Below are 21760 nucleotides of genomic sequence, written 5' to 3' on the forward strand. Positions count from 1 at the left end.
GTCCCGTGACGACATCTCCTGCGCACGAGCGCGTCCTGTCCGCCCTGCTCGCCGAGCTCGGCTCCGCTCTGGTCGTGACCGACCCGGACTCGCTGCAGGCGTACCGGCGGGACCGCGCGGAGGACCCGGGAGCCGGAACGCCGCTGGCGGTGGTGCGCGCCACCAGCACTGAGGACGTGCAGGCCGCGGTGCGCATCGCCGCACGCGAAGGGGTGGGCATCGTGCCGCGCGGGGCGGGTTCCGGCCTGTCGGGCGGGTCGTCCGCGGTCGACGGGGCGATCGTCGTCTCGCTGGAACGGATGCGGACCATCGCGGTCGACGCGGCCCTGCAGATGGCGGTCGTGCAGCCCGGCGCGTTCAACGCCGAGGTGAAGGCCGCGGCATCCGAGCACGGTCTCTGGTACCCGCCTGACCCCTCGTCGCAGGAGTTCTGCTCGATCGGGGGAAACATCGCGACGAACGCCGGCGGGTTGTGCTGCGTGAAGTACGGCGTGACCACGGACTATGTCCTCGGACTCACCGTGGTGCTGGCCGACGGGCGCGCCGTCACGCTCGGCGGACCCCGGTTGAAGGACGTCGCCGGGCTCTCCCTGACCAAGCTCTTCGTCGGCAGCGAGGGCACCCTCGGCATCGTGACCGAGGCGGTCCTGCGCCTCGTGCCCGCGCAGCGCACGCCCACCACGCTGGTGGCGGTCTTCCCCACCGTCGAGGGTGCGATCCGCGCCGTCGTCGACATCAAGGCTCAGATGCGGCCGTCCATGCTCGAGTTCATGGATCAGGTGACCATCAACGCCGTCGAGGACCTGCTGCGCATGGACCTGGATCGCACGGCGGCGGCGATGCTGATCGTGCAGTCCGATGAGCCCGCCGAGCTCGCCGCGATGCAGATCGAGGCCATCGAGCAGACCTGCGCCCTGCACGGGGCGTCCGAGGTCTACGCGACCAGCGACCCCGACGAGAGCGAGGCGCTCATCGAGGCCAGGCGGCAGGCGATCCCCGCCGTCGAACGCCGGGGCGCCCTGCTGCTGGAGGACGTCGGCGTGCCGCTGCCGCGGCTGGGCGACCTCATCGACGGGATGCGGGCGATCGCGGATCGCCACGGTGTGGAGATCGCCGTCGTCGCGCACGCCGGAGATGGGAACACCCACCCGCTGATCGTGCTCGACGCATCCGATGCCGCGCAGCGCGAGCGCGCCGATCTCGCTTTCGGCGAAGTGATGTCGCTGGCGATCGAGCTCGGCGGCACGATCACCGGCGAGCACGGGGTCGGCCGGCTGAAGCAGCCGTGGCTCGCGGACTATCTCGGTGACGACGTGCTTGAGCTGAACCTGCGCATCAAGCGCGCCCTCGATCCGCAGAACATCTTCAACCCGGGCGCCATCTTCGGCCCGCTCTGACCGCTTGGCGCCCATTCACCACCGTCCAGGTCGCGATGGACGCCGCCACTCACCGTCCAGGTCGCAATGGTTGCCGCCAGAACCGTGTCGAAGCGGCAACCGTTGCGACCTGGACGTGAGGGACGAAGCCCCAACGGCCGGAGCGGCCAGCCGGCCGGAGCACCCCGGGTGCACGCGGCGTGGTCAGTCGGTCAGGCCGATCGCGTCGGGCTGCAGGCGGCGCAGCCAGTACTCGGTCTGGGCCACATGACCCGCGGCGGCGGCGGATGCGGCAACGGGATCGCGCCCTTCCAGGCCACGCAGGATCGCCCGATGCCCGGCATCGGAGAGCGTCTTGATCTCGGATGCGCTCTCGGTGCGGAAGATCCGGTAGGCCCGTGAGCGCGCGCGGAACACGGCGAGCAGGCTGGCGAGGGCGGAGTTCCCGGCGATCTCGGCGATGCGCATGTGGAAGAGGTGGTCGAGGCGGGACTGCTCCTCGTCATCCGTCGTCCCCTCCAGCTCGACGAGCAGCGCGTCGAGTTCCGTCAGGGCCTCCGCGTCGATGCGCGCCGTGGCGAGCGAGGCCGCGTGCGCTTCCAGTGCCCGGCGCAGTTCGTACAGTTCGAGGATCGACGACAGCGGCAGCAGGCCGACCGTCAGCGACAGGCTGCCGATGAGGTCGCCCGCGTTCAGGTCGCTCACGTAGCTGCCGGAGCCGTGCCTGGTCTCGAGCACGCCGAGGGCCGACAGCATCCGGATGCCCTCGCGCAGCGACCCGCGCGACACGCCCAGCCGCTCGCACAGCTCTCCCTCGCTGGGCAGCCGGTCGCCCGGCTTCAGCGTGCCGTCCGCGATCAGTGCTCGCAGTCCGTGCAGCGCGGTGTCCAGTGCGCTCATGCGCATCCTTCCGATCTCGGCGGCCGTCGGCGGAGCCGTGTGAGGCGAGTCTGCCGGGCCAACACATACCGCGCCAAGTTGTATTACAGGTTTGTGAACGACATCACCTTAGAGGTGTCAATTCTCGCGGAATGTGCCAAAGTTGTGCAACAACTTGAATCGACGAAGAGGATCAATGGCCGCTACTCACACCGTCCCGCACCCCGTGCGCCTGGCCTCAGGGCTGCGCGCCCGTGACGCCTGGCCGCTGGCGCCGGAGGTCATCCACCTCAACCATGGCTCGTTCGGCGCGGTGCCGACCGAGGTGGTGCGTCACCAGGACGCCCTGCGAGCGGAGGCCGACCGCAGCCCTGTCGGCTGGTTCCCGCGTATCGCCGAGCGCGTGCACGAGGCCCGCACTGCCGTGGCTCCCTTCGTGGGCGCGCGCGCCGAGGACACCGTGTTCGTCCCGAACGCGTCCGCCGCCGCGACCGTCGTGTACAACAGCCTGCGGCTGGAGGCGGCCGACGAGATCCTCGTCACCGACCACGGCTACGGCGCCGTCACGATGGGGGCGGCCCGTCTGGCACGCCGCTTCGGCGCGCAGGTGCGCACCGTCCATATCCCGCTGCTGGCGGAGGACGACGAAGTGGTCGAGCTCTTCCGCGCCGCGATCGGCCCTCGCACCCGCCTCGTGGTCGTCGACCAGATCACATCTCCGACGGCACGCATGCTGCCCACCCGCCGCATCACGGACCTCGCTCACGAACGCGGCGCGCGCGTGCTCGTCGACGGCGCCCACGCCCCCGGACTGGTCGCCGATGCGGCCGTCGTCGGCGGCGGCGACTGGTGGTTCGGCAACATGCACAAGTGGCCGTGCGCCCCGCGCGGCTCCGCCCTGCTGGTCACCCGGGACGTCGACCGCCAGGAGCTGTGGCCGCTGATCGACTCGTGGGGCGCGCCGGAGCCCTTCCCGGCGCGGTTCGACACGCAGGGCACCATCGACGCCACCACCTACCTGAGCACCCCGGCCGCGGTCCAGTTCGTCGAGCGGGAGTACGGCTGGGCGCGCACGCGCGAGACCATGTCGGCCCTCGCCGATCATGGTGCGGACGTCATCGCCGCGGCACTGCAGCCGTACGTGTCCGAAGACGCGCGGGTGCGCCTGCCGGGCGAGGTGCCGGCGATGCGTCTGGTGCGCCTGCCCGACGGCCTCGGCCGCACACGGGAGGAGGCGGATGCCCTGCGGATGACCCTGTTCGACCGCGTCGGCGTGGAGACCGCCTTCACCAGCTTCGAGGGACGCGGCTACTACCGCCTCTCGGTGCACCTGTACACCGACGCATCCGACTTCGACGCCTTCGTGGAACGCTGCGTGCCCGAGATCCTCCGCGCCGCCGGCGTCGCTCCCGTTCTGCCCACCGCCTGACCCGAATCACCACCGGAACAAGGCACCATCCGCACCAACCACCCGCACACACACAGAAGAGAGACAAGTCATGAAGCGCAACCGCCTGGCGCCTGTCGCCCTGGGTACCGCCGCCCTGCTGGCACTGACCGCCTGCTCCGGCTCCGGCAGCACGGAGGGTTCCGGCGACGGAGACGTCACCCTCCAGATGGTCGAGAGCCTGACCAACCCCGCTCGGACCGATCTGCTCAAGGGGATGATCGCCGACTTCGAGAAGGAGAACCCGAAGATCAAGGTCAACCTCGTCTCGCCGCCCACCGAACAGGCCGACCAGAAGATCCAGCAGATGCTGCAGTCCGGCAAGGGCGTGGATGTGCTCGAGGTGCGCGATATCACCGTCGGTCCGTTCGCGAACAACGGCTGGCTGTACGACCTGAAGAGCGACCTCGATGAATGGGACGGCTGGAGCGATCTGACCGAGAACGCGCAGTCGGCCTCCGTCGCCGAGGACGGCAAGACCTACTTCGTGCCCTACGGCTTCTACGGGCTGTCGCTGTTCTATCGCACCGACCTCGTCAAGCAGGCCGGCTTCGACGGCCCTCCGCACAGCTGGAAGGACCTGCTCGAGCAGGCGTCTGCCATCCAGGACCCGTCGAAGAACATCTACGGCTACGCCTTCCGCGGCGGCCAGAACGCCAACAGCAACGTCGTCGCGGCGATCGAGGCGTACACGATCGACGACCTGAACGTCGACGATGCGTTCCTGCTCGAAGACGGCACGACGATGTTCGCCGCCCCCGAGGCGCAGGAGGCCGTCGACGACTACTTCGACCTGTTCGAGAAGGCCTCCCCGCCGTCTGCTGTCTCGTGGGGCTACCCCGAGATGGTCGCCGGCTTCACCGGCGGCTCCACCGCGTTCCTGCTGCAGGATCCCGAGGTCATCGCGACCGTGCAGGACTCCTCGCTCAAGGAGGACCAGTGGGACACCGCTCCGCTGCTCGTCGGCCCCAGCGGCAAGGCCGCGCAACCCCTGGCCGTCGCGGGCTGGGGCGTCGCCGAGAAGAGCGAGAACAAGGAGGCGGCCGTGAAGCTCGTCGAATACCTCTCGTCGAAGGAGCCGGCAACGAAGTTCGCGCAGGCCAACAGCCTGGTGCCGATCATCGCCTCCGCCTCGGATGACGAGTTCTACAAGACCGGACCCTGGACCAGCTACGTCACCATGACCGAGAACCCCGACACGTACGTCAACGTGCGCCAGCCGCGCGGGGTCAGCTGGTGGACCGAGTGGATCCAGAAGTCCGACCAGGACGTGCAGAAGGTGCTGCTGGGCAACATGACCACCGCCGAGCTGCTGAAGTCCTGGGACGCCTTCTGGACGGAGAAGTACGCCGCGGAGAAGGGCTGACCGTGGCTCGTCCCACCACCTCGGGAGGCTCCGCCGGCATCGCCGCCGGAGCCTCCCGGCGCCCCTTCCGCGCACGGCACGCGTGGACGCTGCTGGCGTTCATGCTGCCCGCGGTCGTGTTCGTGTGCTGGTTCACGTACTTCCCCATGCTGCAGGGCGCGCGCATGGCCTTCCACGACTGGAACCTGTGGGATCTCACCTCCACACCCTGGGTCGGCCTCGACAACTTCGTCGCCGTGTTCCAGAATCCGGCGTTCCCCACGATCGCGTGGAACTCCGTCCTCTGGGTGGTCGGATCCCTCGTGCCGCAGCTGGTCATCGGCTTCCTCATCGCGCTCGCGCTGCGCAAGAAGTTCCGCTTCCGGGGTCTCTACCAGGCGCTGGTGTTCTTCCCGTGGGCGGTGTCCGGGTTCCTGATCGGCATGCTGTTCCGCTGGATGTTCAACGCCGAGTTCGGCGTGATCAACGACCTGCTGATGAAGGCGGGGCTGATCTCGCAGCCGTTGCCGTGGCTGGCCGACCCGACACTGGCGATGTTCGCGGTGATCGTCGCCAACATCTGGTACGGCGTGACCTTCTTCGCGATCATGATCCTCGCAGCACTCCAGTCGGTGCCGGATGACATGCTCGAGGCCGCCAGCCTGGACGGCGCAGGCAAGGCGCGGCAGCTGTTCTCGATCATCATCCCGTACATCTCGATGACCCTGTTCCTGACGGTCCTGCTGCGCGTGATCTGGATCTTCAACTTCCCCGACGTCATCTGGGCGATGACCCGCGGGGGCCCTGCCAGCCAGACCCACATCATCACGACCTGGATGATCGACTACACCCAGCAGGGCAACTACGGCATCGCCAGCGCGATCGGCCTGATCGTCGTCGCGTTCCTGTTCGTGTTCTGCGCGTTCTACCTGATGGTGATGAGGAAGGTGCAGAAGTGACCGCCGTGACGAGCTCCTCCGTGGGAGAGACCCGCCGTCTGACCGTGCCGAACCCGGCATCCGCTCCCCGCGCCCCGCGCAGGGTGACCGTCGGCGGGGTGGTGCGGGTGGTCGGACTCGCGCTCTGGCTGATCATCACCCTGTTCCCGCTGTACTGGATCGCGCTGACCTCGTTCAAGGCGCCGGGCACGGTCAACCAGTACCCCATCGAGTACTGGCCCAGCCAGCCGTCGCTGGAGAACTACGTCAGCCTGTTCGAGAAGAGCTCCTTCGGCGTCTTCCTCGGCAACTCGGCGCTGGTGGCGCTCACCGCGGGCGCGGTGGCGACGCTGATCGCGCTGCTCAGCGCCTACGTGATCGCCCGGTTCGAGTTCCGCGGCAAGGGCACGGTGCTGATCGCGTTCCTGTTGACGCAGATGATCCCCGCGTTCATCGCGCTCGGCCCCCTGTACTCGATGATGAGCGACCTGGGCCTGGTGGACACGAAACCCGGCCTCATCATGGTGTACATCGCGATCTGCATCCCGTTCTCGACGGTGATGCTGCGCGGCTTCTTCGAGAACGTGCCCGACGCGCTCGAGGAGGCGGCGATGATCGACGGATGCTCGCGCCTGGGCGCCCTGTTCCGGGTTCTCGTGCCGGTGATGACTCCCGGCATCATCGCCGCGTTCATCTTCAACTTCGTGAACTGCTGGAACGAGCTGTTCCTGTCGGTGGTGCTGATGAACACGGACGCCAACCGCACAGTGCCGTCGGCGCTGAACGGCTTCATCTCGACCTTCAACATCGACTGGGGTTCGATGTCGGCGGCCGCGGTGCTGACGATCCTGCCGACGATGCTGATGTTCGCCCTGGCGAGCCGCTGGATCGTCCAGGGCCTGACGGCCGGCGCCGTCAAGGAGTAGCTCCGAGCAACGCCCACCTCGGCCCGCCGGCGCTCCCACCGCCCGGGTCGCAATAGTTGCCGCCTGAACGGCCGTGTGGCGGCATCCATTGCGACCTGGGCGCGTCTGGACGTCGGCTGGCAGCATCCATTGCGACCTGGGCGCGTCTGGACGTCGGCTGGCAGCATCCATTGCGACCTGGGCGCACGTCCAGGCCGACCGACCTGGAGGCGCGGCGAGGCCGCCCGACCCGGGGTCGCGGCCTGGCCCCGCGCCGAGGGCACGGCCGGAACCCGGCCGTGCCCGTCAGACCAGACGGGTCTTCGGGGACACCGAGTAGGTGTCCTCGGGGTCGTCGTTGACGACGCCGGCGAGGGCGGTGTCGATCGCGGCCATGACATCCGCCTCCAGCTTCACGCCCGACGCCTTGACGGTGTCGGCGAGCTGCTCGGGACGGGATGCTCCCACCAGCGCCGCGGCCACGTTCGGGTTCTGCAGCACCCACGCGATCGCGAGCTGCGGCATGCTCAGCCCCGCCTGCTCGGCGATCGGCTTCAGGTTCTGCACGGCGGTGAGGATGTCGTCGCGCAGCAGCCGCCCGATGAAGTGCGCCCCGGAGTGCGGATCCGTGGCGCGCGAGCCGTCGGGCACGGGCTGACCGGGAAGATACTTGCCGCTGAGCACGCCCTGCGCCATCGGCGACCAGACGATCTGCGAGATGCCCAGCTCCTCGGACGCCGGGACGACCTTGCCCTCGATCACGCGGTGCAGCATGGAGTACTGCGGCTGGTTCGAGATGAGCTGGAACCCGAGCTGCTTCGACAGCGCGTGGCCTTCGCGCAGCTGCTCGGCCGTCCACTCCGAGACGCCGATGTAGAGCGCCTTGCCCGCGCGCACGACGTCGGCGAAGGCCTGCATCGTTTCCTCGAGCGGGGTCTCGTAGTCGTAGCGGTGCGCCTGGTACAGGTCGACGTAGTCGGTGCCGAGCCGCTCCAGCGAGCCGTCGATGGACTGCATGATGTGCTTGCGGCTCAGACCGGTGTCGTTGGGGCCCTTCGGGCCGGTCGGGAAGTAGACCTTCGTGAAGATCTCCAGCCCCGCGCGGCGCTGACCCTCCAGCGCCTTGCCCAGTACGACCTCCGCAGCCGTGTTGGCGTACGTGTCCGCGGTGTCGAACGTGGTGATGCCGGCATCCAGAGCGGCGTGCACGGTCTTGACCGCGGCGTCGTCACCGACCTGCGATGCGTGCGTGACCCAGTTGCCGTAGGTGATCTCCGAGACCTTGAGACCGCTGTTGCCGAGATAGCGATAGTTGACCATGGTCCAACGCTAGTACCCGTCAGACCGGTGCGGACTCGCGGATATCGGCCCGCGTCATGGCTGAGTCCGAGGTCACGTCGCGGGCGGAAGGCGGCGCCGGCTGCCCGGCATCCGACGTCACGATCGCCGCGCGATCCCGGAACCCGTCCGCGGTGACCCGATCGAGATCGACCTGCTTGCGGATCGCGGCGGCCTTCTCGTACAGCGAGGGATCTCCCCAGCTGGTGAGCACCTTCACGAGGACCGGCAGCAGCTCGATCATGAAGAACAGTGCGGCGATCAGCCAGTGCGCCCAGAAGATCGTCGGCTCCTTGTCCGCCAGACGGTTCAGCCCGGTGATCTGGCTGAGCAGGCCGACGGCGCCGGCGTTGCCCGCCGCGACGGAGTCGGCCCGGGAGTTGTAGGCGGCGAGCGCGTTCTCGTACGTCTGCTTGGCGGCGGGGAGCTGGTCCTTCGCCTGCTGGCGGTTGGAGGATTCGGATGCCGAGGTGTTGGCCTTCTCGGCGGTCTCTGCGGCGGAGAGGTCGTCGTTCGCCGAGCGCAGCTGGGCGGCGAGCGCGTCGTAGGTCTGCTGCGCCTGGGCGAGCTGCGCCTTGGCGGCATCCGAGCTGGAGCCCTGACCGTTCACGCCGGTGCAGCCAGGCACCGTGCCCGCGCCCTCACCGGTCAGCTCGCACTGGTACAGCGCGCGGGCCGAGTCGATGACCTTCTGCTGGTCGGCCATCTTGGCGGTGATGTCGTCGACCGAGGCCTTCGCCGCGCTGGTCGAAGCAGACCCCGACTCGGTACCGGCGACGATGCCGGTGGCGGCCTGATTCTCCAGCGCGGAGACCCGGGCGGATGCGGCGTCCAGCGCCTTCTTCTCCGGACCCTTCTCGAGTGCGGTCTGATCGGACTGCGACTGGGTGATGTTGGTGGACGCCACCTCGCGCGCGATGTCGTTGTGGAAAACCTGCAGCACGAGCGGCTCGGCGACGAGGAATCCGATCAGCGCGGCCATCGCGATGCGGGGCAGGGCGAGGGCGATGAGCTTGCCGACGCTGCGGGTGGCCGTCATGGTCGAGGTGAGGAACCGGTCGAGGTTGAAGATGATCGCGGCCCAGACCAGAGCCAGGGGCACGGCCACCCAGATCGCGACCTGCACGCCGGTGGTGAGGGCGAACAGCATCGAGATGGCGGAGACCAGCGCCGTGCCGAGCAGCACGAAGAACATCTGCACGAAGCGGGGCGTCTCGCCGGGGACGCGGTCGAGGATCGGACCGTCGGCGCCGCCGAGGATCGCGAGCGTGCGCAGGCGGGAGCCGGGGGTGCGTGGAGTGCGCGCGCGCAGACGGCGCGGCGTGCGGACCGACGCGCGCTCGGCCGTGCGCTCCTCATCCTGGGCGGGATCGATCACCTTCGTCGCGTGCGTGGCGGCATCCTCCGCGGGCCCCTCGGCGCGCTGAGGGTCCGGGCCGGAGGCGCCTCCGTCGGGCTCGAACGTGCGCAGGAAGTCGAGATCATCGTCGGTCACTGCTCCCTCGGGGGCGTCGGATTCGAACGAGATCCGTCCCTGGGAATCCATTCGTCCAGGACGATGCGCGGAATAGGACATCCTTCGAGACTAGGAAACACCGGCTGTGGGACTCCCGGACGAACCCTGCGAGCGGCTCACAGGAAAAGGGTGCGCCGTGGGCCCCTGCAGTGAAAAGCTGGGGACATGAAGACGCTGCTGCTCGCCCGTCATGCCAAATCCGAATGGGGCATCCACGGTATCTCGGATCACGACCGGCCACTCAACGGGCGGGGACGCCGCGACGCGCCGGCGATGGCCCGGAACCTGGTGGAGGAGGGCGTCGCGCTTCAGCGGATCGTGTCGAGCACGGCGACGCGGGCGCGCAGCACCGCAGACGAGTACGCAGCGTCGTTCCGGCTCGGGGTGGTCGAGGAGGCGGCGCTGTACGCGGCATCCGCGCGAACCATCCTGGAGGTCGCTGCGGCATTGCCGGATGAGGTCGACGTCGCGATGCTCGTCGGCCACAATCCGGGCATGACGGATGCCACGGCGGAGCTGACCGGGTCGTTCGTCGAGTTCCCGACGTGCGCGGTCGCGGAATGCGCGGTCGACATCGGCTCCTGGGCGGAGCTGATCGAGGGATCGGGCAGGCTGCTGCGCCTGCGGACTCCGCGGGATGCCTGAAGCGGCATCGTCCCGGGCATATGATCGGCCCGTGAACGGATCCGTCACGACACGACGCCCGCGGTGGCGAAGCATGGCCGTCCTGGCCGCCGCCATCGTCACGGTCGGTCCACTCGGCGGGTGCGCCGCCGCCGCTCCCGCCGCTCCGGTCGATGCGTATCGAGAACAGCAGGCTGCACGGGCGCACGAGGATGCGGCCGACTTCGCACGCGTCCTCTACCGGGGACCGGCTGACACGATCGATGACTACGCCCGGTGGGCGGACGAGGAGCTGGCGACGTACCCGTCGCTCGAGCTGATCGGTTTTGAGGGCTATCCGGGCGCTGTGCACGGAGAACCTTTCGGTGCACTGCAAGTGCGTGTGACGATGCTGTCTGGGTCCGGGGACCCCGACACGGCCTGCTTCGAGTCGGAATTCGACTTCTGGGGTGTGGCCACCGGGGAGTTCGGGCAGTGGGATGACGACGACGCGGTGGCGCACCCGATCGACTGCCCTGCGGACGCGCAGCCTGTGGAAGCGCCCGTCGACACCCGTCCGGTTCCCGTCGTGCCGGACGGGACGGAAGCCGTTGTGGTCGAGGCGCTCCGCGGCGCCGGTCCGGGAGCCACGCCTGAGGGAATCGTCGCGGCGGTGAAGGCGCGGATGCCGCAGCCGACCGGCGATCGTGAGGTCGCGTTCGACCCTTCGGTTCTCATCCGCGACAACCAGATCGGATTCGCGATGGGCGACGTCGATGACTGCCTGCTCGTCGCGCGCCGTGCGAGCGGCGAGGTCGAGGTGCTGCATGTGCCGCGCGTGCTGCTTCAGCCCGGCGAACTGGGATGCCGCGCCGACACCGCTCTGCGGCCGGTCGACCAGCTTCGCGCACCGCACTGAGCGGGGAGGAAGACTCTCAGGCCATCGCCGCGGCGGCGGCTTCGTCCTCGGTGGTGGCGACCAGCTGGCCGCAGGCCCCGTCGATCTCCTTGCCGCGGGTGTCGCGCAGGGTGGTCGGGATGCCGGCGTCGTTGAGGCGCCGCACGAACTCGGTCGTGACCTCGCGGGTGGATGCGGTCCACACCGACTCGGGCGTGGGGTTCAGAGGGATGGGGTTCACGTGCACCCATCCGCGACCGCGGGCGTTGAGCTTCTCGGCCAGCAGATCGGCGCGCCAGCCGTGGTCGTTCATGTCCTTGATGAGCGCGTACTCGATCGAGACCCGGCGTCCGGTCTTCTCGTAGTACTCGCGCGCGGCATCCAGAGCCTCGTCGACCTTCCAGCGCGAGTTGACCGGGATCAGTTCGTCGCGCAGGTGGTCGTCGGGCGCATGCAGCGAGAGAGCGAAGGTGACGGGGATGTTCTCGTCGGCCAGCTTGCGGATGGCGGGGACGAGGCCGACCGTCGAGACGGTGATGCCGCGCGCGCTCATGCCCAGTCCGTCGGGCTGCGGCGCGACCATGATGCGCACCGCGTCCATGACCCGCTTGTAGTTGGCCAGCGGCTCTCCCATACCCATGAAGACGATGTTCGAGACCCGCTCCATGGAGTGGTCGTCGGCCTTCTTGCCACCCAGGCCGCCTTCGGCGATGAGCCGGTTGGCGCGCACGATCTGCTCGATGATCTCCGCGGTGGACATGTTGCGGGTGAGTCCTGCTTGGCCGGTGGCGCAGAACGGGCAGTTCATGCCGCAGCCGGCCTGCGACGACACGCACAGGGTGATGCGGCCGGGGTAGCGCATGAGGACGGACTCGACCAGTGCGCCGTCATGCAGGCGCCAGAGGAATTTGATGGTGTCGCCGCGATCGGTCTCCAGGCGGCGCACCTCGGTCAGCAGCGGCGGCAGCATCCCGCCGACCAGCTCCTCGCGCTGGGCGGCCGGCAGATCGGTCATGTGCGCGGGGTCGGAGGTGTAGTGCGTGAAGTAGTGCGTCGACAGCTGCTTGGCACGGAAGCCGGGCAGGCCCAGCTCGGTGACCTTCTCGACGCGCTCCGCCGGCGTCAGATCGGCCAGGTGCACGGGCGGCTTGCCGCGCTTCGGGCTCGCGAACTGCAGCAGCGGACGCCCTTCGGCATCCTTCTTCTGCGTCCACCCCTCGGTGCGCGGACGCGTCTGGCGGACGCCGGTGTTCGCGGGGCGCGCAGGAGAAGTCTCGGTCATCCCTCCAGGGTACGGGTTCACGGGTGGGAGGAGGCTGGGGCGGCGGTCGCCCACCGCAGTCGCAGCAGCGTGGACTCGCCCGCACGGAGAACCCGCTCGGGTCCGTCGTCAACGGTGAACGCCCGCGGACAGCGCACGAGCATCCGCCCCTCGGGGTTCAGCCAGGCCGCCTCGGCGAGCCGCCGCACCTCGATGGTGCACCCCGCCTCGTCCCAGGCCAGCCGGTCGACGACGATTCCGGCCCGGCCGCGCAGACCGGTGATCACCCCCGACGACCAGGCGTCCGGCAGTGCCGGGAGCAGGGTGAGGCTGTCGGCGCTGGAGGAGAACAGCATGGCGGCCACGACCGCGGGCAGGCCGCCGCTGGCATCCAGGTTGAAGATGCGCCCCGCGTCGTGCCGGCTGGTCAGCGCCGGACTCCAGTGATCGATGGCCAGCCACTCCGCGCAGGTGAGCGCGGAGTCCGCATCCCCCAGCGCAGCGGCCGCCAAACCCAGCTGCACCAGGCCGAAGGCCATCTCCATGCGGCCCGGCGGCGGCGTCGGATCCTCGGCGCGCCAGGCGATCCTGGTGCGGATGGTCTCCTGCGCGGCGGCGCGCAGCGCCTGCGCGCGGGCGTCATCACCCGAGAACGCCGCATCCGGCTCGTACCAGAGCGGGTACAGCTGCGACAGGTGCCGGTGCGCGCCGTTCTGCGCCCAGCCGTCTCCCCATTCGGCGAGCGTGCCGTCGGCGGCTATCCCGTAGTCGGGCAGCGCGGCGGCCAGCGCCCGCCAGCGCGCGTCGAGGGAGTCGTCGCCGCGCGCGCGGCCGAGCAGACGTCCTGCCCGCGCCGCGTCGCGGAGGATCGCGAGATCGATCGTGCTGTCTGTGGCCAGCGGCGAGGAGGCTCCCGCGGGGGCGTTCTCCGGCGAGTAGCTGGGGATCAGGTGTCGGACGCCGTCCCGGATGACGGTCGCCGTCTCGCCGAAGCGCAGCACGCCGTCGACCAGTTCCCACAGCCGGTCATCGACCAGCGAGGCGTCCCCGGTCGCGGACACGATGTCAGCGGCGACGCGCAGCACCCAGCCGCCGCAGCCGACCCAGAACAGGTGCGGGAAATCGGCGTTGAAGTGCGAGGCTCGGCCGTGGGTCGACATCCGCGACGGCAGCAGCATGCCCTCCGCGTCGTAGATCAGGCGGGCGTTGTCGCGGTAGTCGTCCAGATACGGCAGGACGAGCTCGAGCAGCGAGCGGGCCAGCTCGGGGGTCCCCGTGGGGATCATCCCCGCCATCGCCCCGTTCTGCACGTTGCCGTTGAGCGTGTAGTCGGCCGACCAGGCGGGCTTCCAGGTGCCCTGCCACACGCCCTGCAGGGTGGGCGGCAGCTCACCGGTCGAGGCGATGATGTGCGCCCGACCGGAAACGTAGGCGATCTCCATGGCACGGCGTCGGGCGTCGGGATCACCGGCGTGCGCGGAGGACCAGAGGTCATCGACGTCGTCGATCTCGACGGCTGCGCCGCCCAGATCGAGCAGCGATCGGATGACGAGGTCGTGGTGCGCGGCGGTCTGCTCGCGGAGGGTGGTCGCCCAGTCCGCCTCCGGCGCGGGGATCATCGGATGCCCGGTCACGGAGAGGTCGAAACGCAGCATCCGCTGCCCCTCCGCCGGGATCTCGAGCGCCGTCGTCAACGCCTCGGCGCGGGCCGAAGGGGACCAGGGCGCGTCCGATCGCGCGTGCACCGCGGCGAGAACGTGTCCGTCGTGGTCCCGCACCTCGAGAAGCCCGGGGTCTCCGCCGCGCACGGCGGCCTCGACGGCACCGGAGTAGTCCGGGGCGAAGGATGCCGCCTGGTCATCCGGAACATCATCCAGCCCCATCCGCACCTCGGCGCGCGTCGCGGCGTCCGACTCCACGGCGACCCGGATCGAGTCGGTGCCGTGCGGAGCCGTCACGTGCACACGGTGTCCGTGTCCTGCGTCGTCCTGCCACGCGACGGTCACGACACCGCGGGCGAGGTCCGTCGAGCGGGAGAAGGACGCGACTCCCCCGGGCGTGACCAGCGACAGCGTCGCGCACATGCCGAGCGGATCGGTCCACACCAGCCCGTCGTACCCCGCCTCGTGCGCGGCGCGATCCAGCACATCCGAAGCCGCCGCGCCGTCCCCCGTCTCCAGACGCGCGCGCATCTCGGGAAGGACGGCACGGAGGTCGGGCGCGCTGGGCCTCGGGTTGGCGGGCAGGAAGAACCGCTCGTGGGCGAGCGAGATCACCAGCCGATCAGGGCTGCCATACACCACGGCTCCCACCCGGCCGCTGCCGACGATGAGACCGTCCTCCCAAGTGACGGCCGGCGTGCGCGTGGTGAAACGCAGGTCACCGATCTTCTGGTCAGGCACGGCTCAGAGCGATTCCCGACGCACGAGGGTGGTCGGCAGGATGTGGACCTTCTCCATCGGTCGGCCGTGGATCTGCGCGATGAGCACCTCGGCTGCCAGGCGGCCCATCTCCTCGAGCGGCTGGCGCACGGTGGTGAGCGGAGGCTCGGAGGTCGTGGCGATCAGCACGTCGTCGAAGCCGACCAGCGACACGTCCAGCGGCACACGGCGTCCGGCAGCCTGCAGCACACGCAGCGCCCCGGTCGCCATCAGGTCGGACGACGCGAACACCCCGTCGAGGTCGGGCGCGCGCTGCAGCAGTCGCGTCATCGCCGCCATGCCGCTGTCGACGGTGAAATCGCCGTGCACGACGGGCCCGGGAACGATGCCGGATCGGGTGAGCTCCTCGGCCCATCCACGGGACCGGTCGTTGGCCTGTTCCATGTCAGGGGGCCCGGTGATGATTCCGATCCTGCGTCGGCCGGCTTCGGTCAGCGCACGCGCGGCGAGCACTCCGCCCGCATGGTTGTCGGTGTCGACGATGATCGAGTCCGGATCGATCTCGCCGTGCGGACGCCCCACCCAGGCGATCGGCACGGGAGAGTCTGCCAGCGACCGGACGAGATGGGTGATCTCGTGCTGCAGGATCACGATGGCCCCGTCGACCGCGCCGGAGCGCAGGAACTTCGGGATCTTGTCATGGTCTTCGTCGTCAGCCGGCAGCAGGACGGGCTGCACGTCTCCGGCCGCGAGGCCCTTGGCGGCGCCCTTCATCGCCGTGGCGAAGAACGAGCCGTTCAGGCTGCCGATCTCGTTGAAGGCGACGACCAGTCCGATCGCCCCGGCCCTGCCGCCGCGCAGCTTGCGTGCGGCGAAGTTCGTCTCGTAGCCGAGATCGGATGCGGCGCGCTCGACGGCGGCGGTCATCACGGGGTCGACGTTGATCGCACCAGCCAGCACCCGAGCTGCGGTGGCGCGGGACACGCCGGCGGCCTGGGCGACATCGACGATGGTGGGTCGGACCATGGGCTCCCTCTCCGGAGTGGTGTTCAGAGGCTGAGGGATCGATCTCTCAGCCTCTTGTCACTGCATCCTCGCACATCATCCCGCCGCGTATCCACCTGAGCTCGCGAGACGGGCTGACCCAGCGAGAGATCAGGAAACAAGGGTTGCCAAACCCGGAACCACGTGGTTATCGTGTGGCGATGAGAGATCGATCTCTCATCGAGAGGCCCTCTGCGTGCGCCTCCTCGCGATCAAACTGTCCCCGAAGAAGAGGAACCACCGTGAATCGTCGCAAGATCTTCCTGCCCATCGCGTTGATAGGAGCCGCCGCACTCGCGATCTCCGGATGCTCCGCGGGGGGTGGTTCGAAAGCGGGGTCGGGAGACGCGAACGCCGAGTTCGAGTTCTGGTCGTTCACTGGAATCGGTCAGAAGGACTCCGTCGCGGAGTACCTGAAGAAGAACCCCGAGGCGAAGGTCAAGCTCTCCGAGGTCGGCAGCACGACCGAGACCGCGACCGCGCTCACCGCAGCACTGGCCGGAGGCCGCGTGCCCGACCTGGTCATGATCCAGACCGACGACCTGCCGAAGTTCCTCGCCAACCCGAAGAACTTCCTCGACCTGCGCACGCTCGGCGGCGAGGACATCGGCGACGACTACCTCGACTGGGCCATCGGCGAGGCGACCGCCGAAGACGGCTCCATCATCGGCATCCCCACCGATGTCGGCGGACTGAGCTTCGCCTACCGCGCCGACCTCTTCGAGAAGGCCGGTCTGCCGACCGAACCCGACAAGGTCGCCGAGATGTGGTCGAGCTGGGACGACTTCATCGACATGGGCAAGAAGTACACCGAGGCCACCGGCGAGCCGTTCGTCGACAATGTCGAAACCAGCGTGTTCTTCTCGACCGTGAACCAGGTGACCGAGAAGTACTACACACCCGACGGCGATCTCGTCTATGACACCAATCCGCAGGTGAAGGACGCCTACGACGTGGCCGTGCGCGCCTACGAAGCGGGCATCAGCGCCAACATCGCCGCCTGGTCCTCCGGCTGGGCGCCGGGCAAGGCGAACGGATCGTTCGCGGTCACCACCGCGCCGTCCTGGATGCTGTCCGGCATCAAGAACGACGCCCCCGACACCTCGGGCAAATGGCGCATCGCGTCGATCCCCGGCGTGGGCGGCAACTGGGGCGGCAGCGTGATCGCGATCCCCGCCCGAGCCAAGCACCCCGAGGCGGCCTGGCAGTACATCGAGACGATGCTCTCTCCCGAAGGCCAGACCGAGCACTTCGCGCAGACCGGAACCTTCCCGGCCGCAAAGGACGCGCTGAAGAGCGACGACGTACTCAGCTACACCGACTCGTTCTACGGAGACTCTCCCATCGGCAAGGTTATCAGCGACTCGGTGCTGAAGTTCAACTCCTTCCACAACGGTCCCGACACCAGTGCGATCGGTGCGGGTCTGCTGAACTCCCTCGTCGAGATGCAGGCAGGCAACATCGCTCCCGACAAGGCGTGGAAGACCGGCGTCGCCAACGTCAAGGCAGCTCTCGGCTGATCCGATTCTCACCGGTGGTGGGGGGGGGGGGGGGGGGGGGGGGGGGGCTCCGCTCGCCGCGGAGCCACCACCCCGATCGAGGTAAGAAGATGACTGCGACTGCAACCGCCATCCCCATCGTCAAGACGCGCCGACGCGAGCGTCCGCCGTCGACACGGATCCGACAGACCCTCCCCGAGCGGCTCGCCCCCTACCTGTACATCGCCCCGTTCTTCGTGATCTTCGCGATCTTCGGTCTCTTCCCGCTGCTGTTCACCTTCTACGTCGCGCTGTTCGACTGGAATCCGATCGGCGCCCAGACCTTCGTCGGGCTGGCGAACTTCGAGCGGCTCTTCCAGGACCCCCGGTTCTGGAACGCGTTCGTCAACACCTTCGGCATCTTCCTGATCTCGACGATCCCCCAGCTGCTGCTGGCGATCGGCCTCGCGCACCTGCTCAACCACGCCGCGCTGAAGATGGCCAACTTCTTCCGCATGGCGCTGCTGGTCCCCTACATCACTTCTGTGGCCGCCACCGCGCTGGTCTTCGCGCAGATCTTCGACAAGAACTTCGGCCTCATCAACTGGGTGCTGGGCCTGCTCGGACAGGACGCCGTCAACTTCCTCTCGTCACAGGTGGGCTCGTGGATCGTCATCTCCTCGATGGTGATGTGGCGCTGGTTCGGGTACAACACCCTGCTCTACCTCGCCGGACTGCAGGCGATGCCGCGCGAGATGTACGAGGCGGCCTCGGTGGACGGCGCCTCGAGCTGGAAGCAGTTCATCCACCTGACCATCCCTTCGCTGCGCCCGATGATCATCTTCACCGTGGTGATGTCGACCATCGGCGGTCTGCAGATCTTCACCGAGCCGCTGCTGGTGGCGCCGGAGTCGGGTCTGACCTGCGGCGGCGGACGGCAGTGCCAGACGCTGGCGCTGTTCCTCTACGAGCAGGGCTTCGGTCAGTTCGAGTTCGGCTACGGCTCGGCGATCGGCGTCGCGCTGTTCGTGATCGTCGTGATCGTCTCCCTGATCAACTTCTACTTCACCACACGCACTCGGAAGGCCGACTGATGTCCGACGTCGTAGACCAGGCGACCCCGCTCCCCCCGCTGCCCGTGAAGGCGATGCCGGCGAAGGCCGCTCGCCGCCGACGCGGCGGTCGCGTCGGCCATGTGCCGTGGCCGGTGTACGTGATGCTCGTCGTCGCAGTGCTGATCAGCGTGTTCCCGCTGTACTACATGTTCGTCATCGCCTCGGCCGGGGCCTCCGCGGTCACGTCGAGTCCGCCGCGGCTGTACCCCGGCACGGCGTTCTTCGACCTCGCGGCGAAGGTGTTCGACACCGTCCCGTTCTTCCAGTCCCTGATCAACAGCGTGATCGTCTCCCTGACGATCGCCGTGGTCGCCGCGATCCTGTGCGCATTGGCGGGGTTCGCGTTCGCCAAGCTGCAGTTCCCCGGCCGCAATGTGCTGTTTCTGATCGTGCTGCTGACGATGACGGTGCCTGCACAGCTCAGCGTCATCCCGCAGTACCTGATCATCTCGTGGCTGGATTGGGTCGACACACTGCAGGCGATCATCGTCCCGGGTTTGGCGAGCGCGTTCGGCATCTTCTGGATGCGCCAGCACATGGCGACCACGCTGAGCGATGAGCTCATGCAGGCCGCGCGCATCGATGGCTGCAACAGCTGGCAGGTGTTCTGGCGGATCGGGTTCCCGGTCGTGCGCCCTGCGGCCTTCGTGCTCGGGCTGATCACGTTCACTGCGGTGTGGAACGACTTCATGTGGCCCTTCATCGTGCTGAAGTCCCCCGAGCTGTTCACCGTGCAGATCGCCCTGAAGCAGTTGCAGGCGAACCGCTCGATCGACCTCGCGCTGAGCATGGGCGGCTCGTTCCTGGCGACGCTGCCGTTGCTGGTGGTGTTCTTCTTCGTCGGGCGTCGTATGGTCGCCGGCATCATGGACGGGGCGTTCAAGGGCTGACGACCCCCGAACCCAGGAAGCGGTGCCGCCCAGATCAAGACCAGGGCGGCACCGCTTCATCGTGGCCTTCGTCCTCAGTCCACGGCGCGCAGGTGGACCACCGCAGCACGGTCGGGGTGGAAGGTGGGGAACTCGAGCCCGACCGCGCTCAGCATCGACCCGGAGTACACGGTCCCGGCGTTCGGCTCATCGATCTCGGATGCGATGGTCGGCGCGTCGCGCAGCCACTCGCCGACCTGCCAGGGCGGGCCGAGGCTCTCCGGCTGGCTGACGGTGAGCCGGTAGCGCCGCCTGTCGTCCAGTCCAGGAAATCGCACGCGCGAGCGGGTGTCGGCCGTGGTCGGCGGCGTGATGATCGTGTACAGCCCCTCGGTCGCGTCGGGCGCGACGACGCCGCGCATCGTGGGCGCGGCGGGATCGAACTCGCCGCCCGCCACCTGCCTACCGGTCTGGATGACGTCGCGCAGCCGTCGGTACACGGCGATCCATTCGCGCAGCGTGTCGCGCTCTGCCTGCGTGATCCCGCGGATGTCCCATTCGATGCCGAAGTGCCCGAGGAACGCGACCGCGCAGCGCAGATGCAGGTCGTGGGTGCGGCCGGTGGTGCTTGAGACGGCGGACGCCACGTGCGATCCCAACATCTCCGGCGGGACCAGCAGTCCCGTCCAGCGCAGCATGTGGAATCTGTCCACGGGGTCGTGGCTGTCGGACGGGTGCACACGATCGGTGCGCTCGAGGATGCCGAGGTCCACCCGGCCACCGCCCGAGGCGCAGCTCTCGATCTCGAGATCGGGATGCCGTTCGCGCAGTTCGTCGATCAGGCGGTACAGCGCCAGCGTCTGCTCGTGCACGGCTGCCGTCCCGGTGCCGGGGTGGCCCGCCTCGATGAGATCGCGGTTGTGATCCCATTTCAGATACGCGACACCGATGTCGCTGACCAGTCCGTCCAGCACGCCGAGGATGTGCGCGTAGGCATCGGGGTTGGTCAGGTCGAGCACCTGCTGGAACCGGAACAGCGGCGGCAGCTCGGGGCGCGCCCGCAGGATCCAATCGGGATGGGCGCGGGCGAGATCGGAGTCCTCGTTGATCATCTCCGGCTCCACCCAGAGCCCGAACTCCATCCCCAACTCGCGCACGCGGTCGGCCAGCGGACGAAGACCGTCGGGCCACGCGCCGGGATCGGGTGACCAGTCGCCGAGGCCCGCCCGGTCGCTCTTCCTGCCGAGGAACCAGCCGTCGTCCAGGACGAAGCGCTCGATCCCCAGGTCTGCGGCCTGTTCGGCGAGCGTGGCGATCGTGTCGTGATCCTGCTCGAAGTAAACCGCCTCCCACACGTTCAGTGTCGCTGGGCGCGCTCGGCGCGAGGCGCGAGAGGCCGCCCGTACGTGGTTGTGGACGCGCGCCGAGGCACTGTCGAGTCCGATTCCGTAGCTGCCGAAGATCCATGGCGACGTGTACGTCTCACCCGCAGCCAGGCGCACTTCGCCCGGCAGCAGGACCTCCCCGCCCCGGAACGCCAGGTGTCCGTCGCTGCGTTCGAGCGCGTGCTCATGACCTCCGCTGAATCCCACGTGGCAGAGCCAGACCTCGCCGTGCCCGGCTGAGAAGCCCCTCACCCCCGCGGCCATGACCGTCGTGGCGTCCAACCCCGTGCGGCCCCGACGCGACTGCCGGGAGTGGACGCCCTGGACGATCTCATGCCGCTGCGGGATGCGCTCGTGCGCCCAGCGGCCCGAGAAGTCGAGCACCTCGTCGGCCCTGGTCGGGATGGTCAGAGCTGGCGTGACGGCCTGCAGGTCCAGCAGCTCGCCTCCCGGAGCGGCCGCATTGCGCACCTCGACGCGCGTCCGCAACAGCCCATCCGAGGTGAGATCGATCTCCACGATCACGCCTATCTGCCCCCACTCGTCCTCGGCGCTGACCACCAGCAGACCTGCCGAGGCCTGCGTCACCCCCGCGCCGATCTCGGTACCGTCGAGCGTGATCGATCGCACGGCGAATCGCGGAGCCCAGACCGCTCCGGCCCGATGCAGCTCGACGCCCTGGCGCCCGAACCAGCCCGCGGAGTGCTCGGGCAGGACCGACGGCCGGTACGGAAGGTCCGAGATTCCGCTCAAGCCGGGTCGTTTCTCCGCGTCGGCGAACGACGCCAGCTCCGCGTCGACGGCGTCGATGAGCGCACCCCAGTGCAGGATCACCGGCAGGCGATCGTCGTCCTGGAGGACGACGACCGACACGTCCGCGGCGGTGAGATGAACGATCCGAGGTGCAGGCATGGTTCCATCATGCTCAAGAGGTCACCGGAAGGGAAGATTCAGAGATCGATCTCTGAATCTTCTACATGTG

At 68.7% G+C, this 21760-nt stretch carries 17 protein-coding genes; 10 read left to right on the forward strand and 7 right to left on the reverse strand.

Annotated features, from left to right (window positions below; translation table 11 throughout):
• Positions 1 to 5 precede the first annotated feature (5 nt).
• On the forward strand, positions 6 to 1397 hold the full coding sequence (locus ACFQY2_RS01060; protein ID WP_378743748.1) for an FAD-binding oxidoreductase: 1392 nt from the start codon (positions 6 to 8) through the stop codon (positions 1395 to 1397).
• A 183-nt stretch (positions 1398 to 1580) separates the two neighbouring features.
• Here the strand turns inward: ACFQY2_RS01060 and ACFQY2_RS01065 are convergent, their stop codons facing one another.
• Positions 1581 to 2276, reverse strand: a complete 696-nt coding sequence (locus tag ACFQY2_RS01065) for a FadR/GntR family transcriptional regulator (protein WP_378743749.1) — start codon at positions 2274 to 2276, stop codon at positions 1581 to 1583.
• 175 nt (positions 2277 to 2451) lie between these two features.
• On the opposite strand from ACFQY2_RS01065, the gene ACFQY2_RS01070 reads away from it, so the two are divergent.
• From ACFQY2_RS01070 to ACFQY2_RS01085, 4 genes are all read left to right on the forward strand, one after another.
• Positions 2452 to 3684 (forward strand): aminotransferase class V-fold PLP-dependent enzyme, encoded by a 1233-nt coding sequence (locus ACFQY2_RS01070; protein WP_378743750.1) that lies wholly within the window; start codon positions 2452 to 2454, stop codon positions 3682 to 3684.
• 70 nt (positions 3685 to 3754) lie between these two features.
• Entirely contained in the window at positions 3755 to 5068 is a 1314-nt protein-coding gene (locus ACFQY2_RS01075; RefSeq protein ID WP_378743751.1) for an ABC transporter substrate-binding protein, read from the forward strand.
• 2 nt (positions 5069 to 5070) lie between these two features.
• Entirely contained in the window at positions 5071 to 6006 is a 936-nt protein-coding gene (locus ACFQY2_RS01080) for a carbohydrate ABC transporter permease (protein ID WP_378743752.1), read from the forward strand.
• Positions 6003 to 6911 carry a carbohydrate ABC transporter permease gene (locus tag ACFQY2_RS01085; protein WP_378743753.1) on the forward strand — a complete coding sequence of 303 codons (909 nt, stop codon included), beginning with the start codon at positions 6003 to 6005 and terminating at the stop codon, positions 6909 to 6911. Before ACFQY2_RS01080 ends, ACFQY2_RS01085 begins: the two co-directional genes overlap by 4 nt.
• A 285-nt stretch (positions 6912 to 7196) precedes the next feature.
• Here ACFQY2_RS01085 and ACFQY2_RS01090 read toward each other — a convergent pair whose 3' ends face one another.
• Entirely contained in the window at positions 7197 to 8210 is a 1014-nt protein-coding gene (locus ACFQY2_RS01090) for an aldo/keto reductase family protein (protein ID WP_378743754.1), read from the reverse strand.
• Positions 8211 to 8229: 19 nt separating this feature from the next.
• Positions 8230 to 9723: a DUF4407 domain-containing protein gene (locus ACFQY2_RS01095; RefSeq protein ID WP_378743755.1), complete on the reverse strand. Its 1494-nt coding sequence runs from the start codon at positions 9721 to 9723 to the stop codon at positions 8230 to 8232.
• A gap of 186 nt (positions 9724 to 9909) precedes the next feature.
• Between ACFQY2_RS01095 and ACFQY2_RS01100 the strand changes: the two genes are divergently transcribed.
• Entirely contained in the window at positions 9910 to 10389 is a 480-nt protein-coding gene (locus tag ACFQY2_RS01100) for a SixA phosphatase family protein (RefSeq protein WP_378743756.1), read from the forward strand.
• Positions 10390 to 10420: 31 nt separating this feature from the next.
• Positions 10421 to 11266: a hypothetical protein gene (locus ACFQY2_RS01105; protein WP_378743757.1), complete on the forward strand. Its 846-nt coding sequence runs from the start codon at positions 10421 to 10423 to the stop codon at positions 11264 to 11266.
• A 16-nt stretch (positions 11267 to 11282) separates the two neighbouring features.
• Here the strand turns inward: ACFQY2_RS01105 and rlmN are convergent, their stop codons facing one another.
• From rlmN to ACFQY2_RS01120, 3 genes are read right to left on the reverse strand one after another with little or no spacing between them, the layout of a single operon-like run.
• Positions 11283 to 12527 (reverse strand): 23S rRNA (adenine(2503)-C(2))-methyltransferase RlmN, encoded by a 1245-nt coding sequence (rlmN, locus tag ACFQY2_RS01110; protein ID WP_378743758.1) that lies wholly within the window; start codon positions 12525 to 12527, stop codon positions 11283 to 11285.
• 17 nt (positions 12528 to 12544) lie between these two features.
• Entirely contained in the window at positions 12545 to 14908 is a 2364-nt protein-coding gene (locus ACFQY2_RS01115; protein WP_378743759.1) for a glycoside hydrolase N-terminal domain-containing protein, read from the reverse strand.
• 3 nt (positions 14909 to 14911) lie between these two features.
• The gene (locus ACFQY2_RS01120; protein WP_378743760.1) at positions 14912 to 15913 is read right to left on the reverse strand and encodes a LacI family DNA-binding transcriptional regulator; all 1002 of its coding nucleotides are present in this window, start codon (positions 15911 to 15913) and stop codon (positions 14912 to 14914) included.
• Between the two features lie 260 nt (positions 15914 to 16173).
• On the opposite strand from ACFQY2_RS01120, the gene ACFQY2_RS01125 reads away from it, so the two are divergent.
• From ACFQY2_RS01125 to ACFQY2_RS01135, 3 genes are all read left to right on the forward strand, one after another.
• Positions 16174 to 17451 (forward strand): ABC transporter substrate-binding protein, encoded by a 1278-nt coding sequence (locus ACFQY2_RS01125; RefSeq protein ID WP_378743761.1) that lies wholly within the window; start codon positions 16174 to 16176, stop codon positions 17449 to 17451.
• A gap of 89 nt (positions 17452 to 17540) precedes the next feature.
• Positions 17541 to 18503 (forward strand): carbohydrate ABC transporter permease, encoded by a 963-nt coding sequence (locus ACFQY2_RS01130; RefSeq protein ID WP_378743762.1) that lies wholly within the window; start codon positions 17541 to 17543, stop codon positions 18501 to 18503.
• On the forward strand, positions 18503 to 19414 hold the full coding sequence (locus tag ACFQY2_RS01135; RefSeq protein WP_378743763.1) for a carbohydrate ABC transporter permease: 912 nt from the start codon (positions 18503 to 18505) through the stop codon (positions 19412 to 19414). Before ACFQY2_RS01130 ends, ACFQY2_RS01135 begins: the two co-directional genes overlap by 1 nt.
• A 74-nt stretch (positions 19415 to 19488) precedes the next feature.
• Here ACFQY2_RS01135 and ACFQY2_RS01140 read toward each other — a convergent pair whose 3' ends face one another.
• On the reverse strand, positions 19489 to 21690 hold the full coding sequence (locus ACFQY2_RS01140; RefSeq protein WP_378743764.1) for an alpha-galactosidase: 2202 nt from the start codon (positions 21688 to 21690) through the stop codon (positions 19489 to 19491).
• Positions 21691 to 21760 lie beyond the last annotated feature (70 nt).

This window comes from Microbacterium sp. GCM10027623 (assembly GCF_042666935.1).
Taxonomy (GTDB): domain Bacteria; phylum Actinomycetota; class Actinomycetes; order Actinomycetales; family Microbacteriaceae; genus Microbacterium.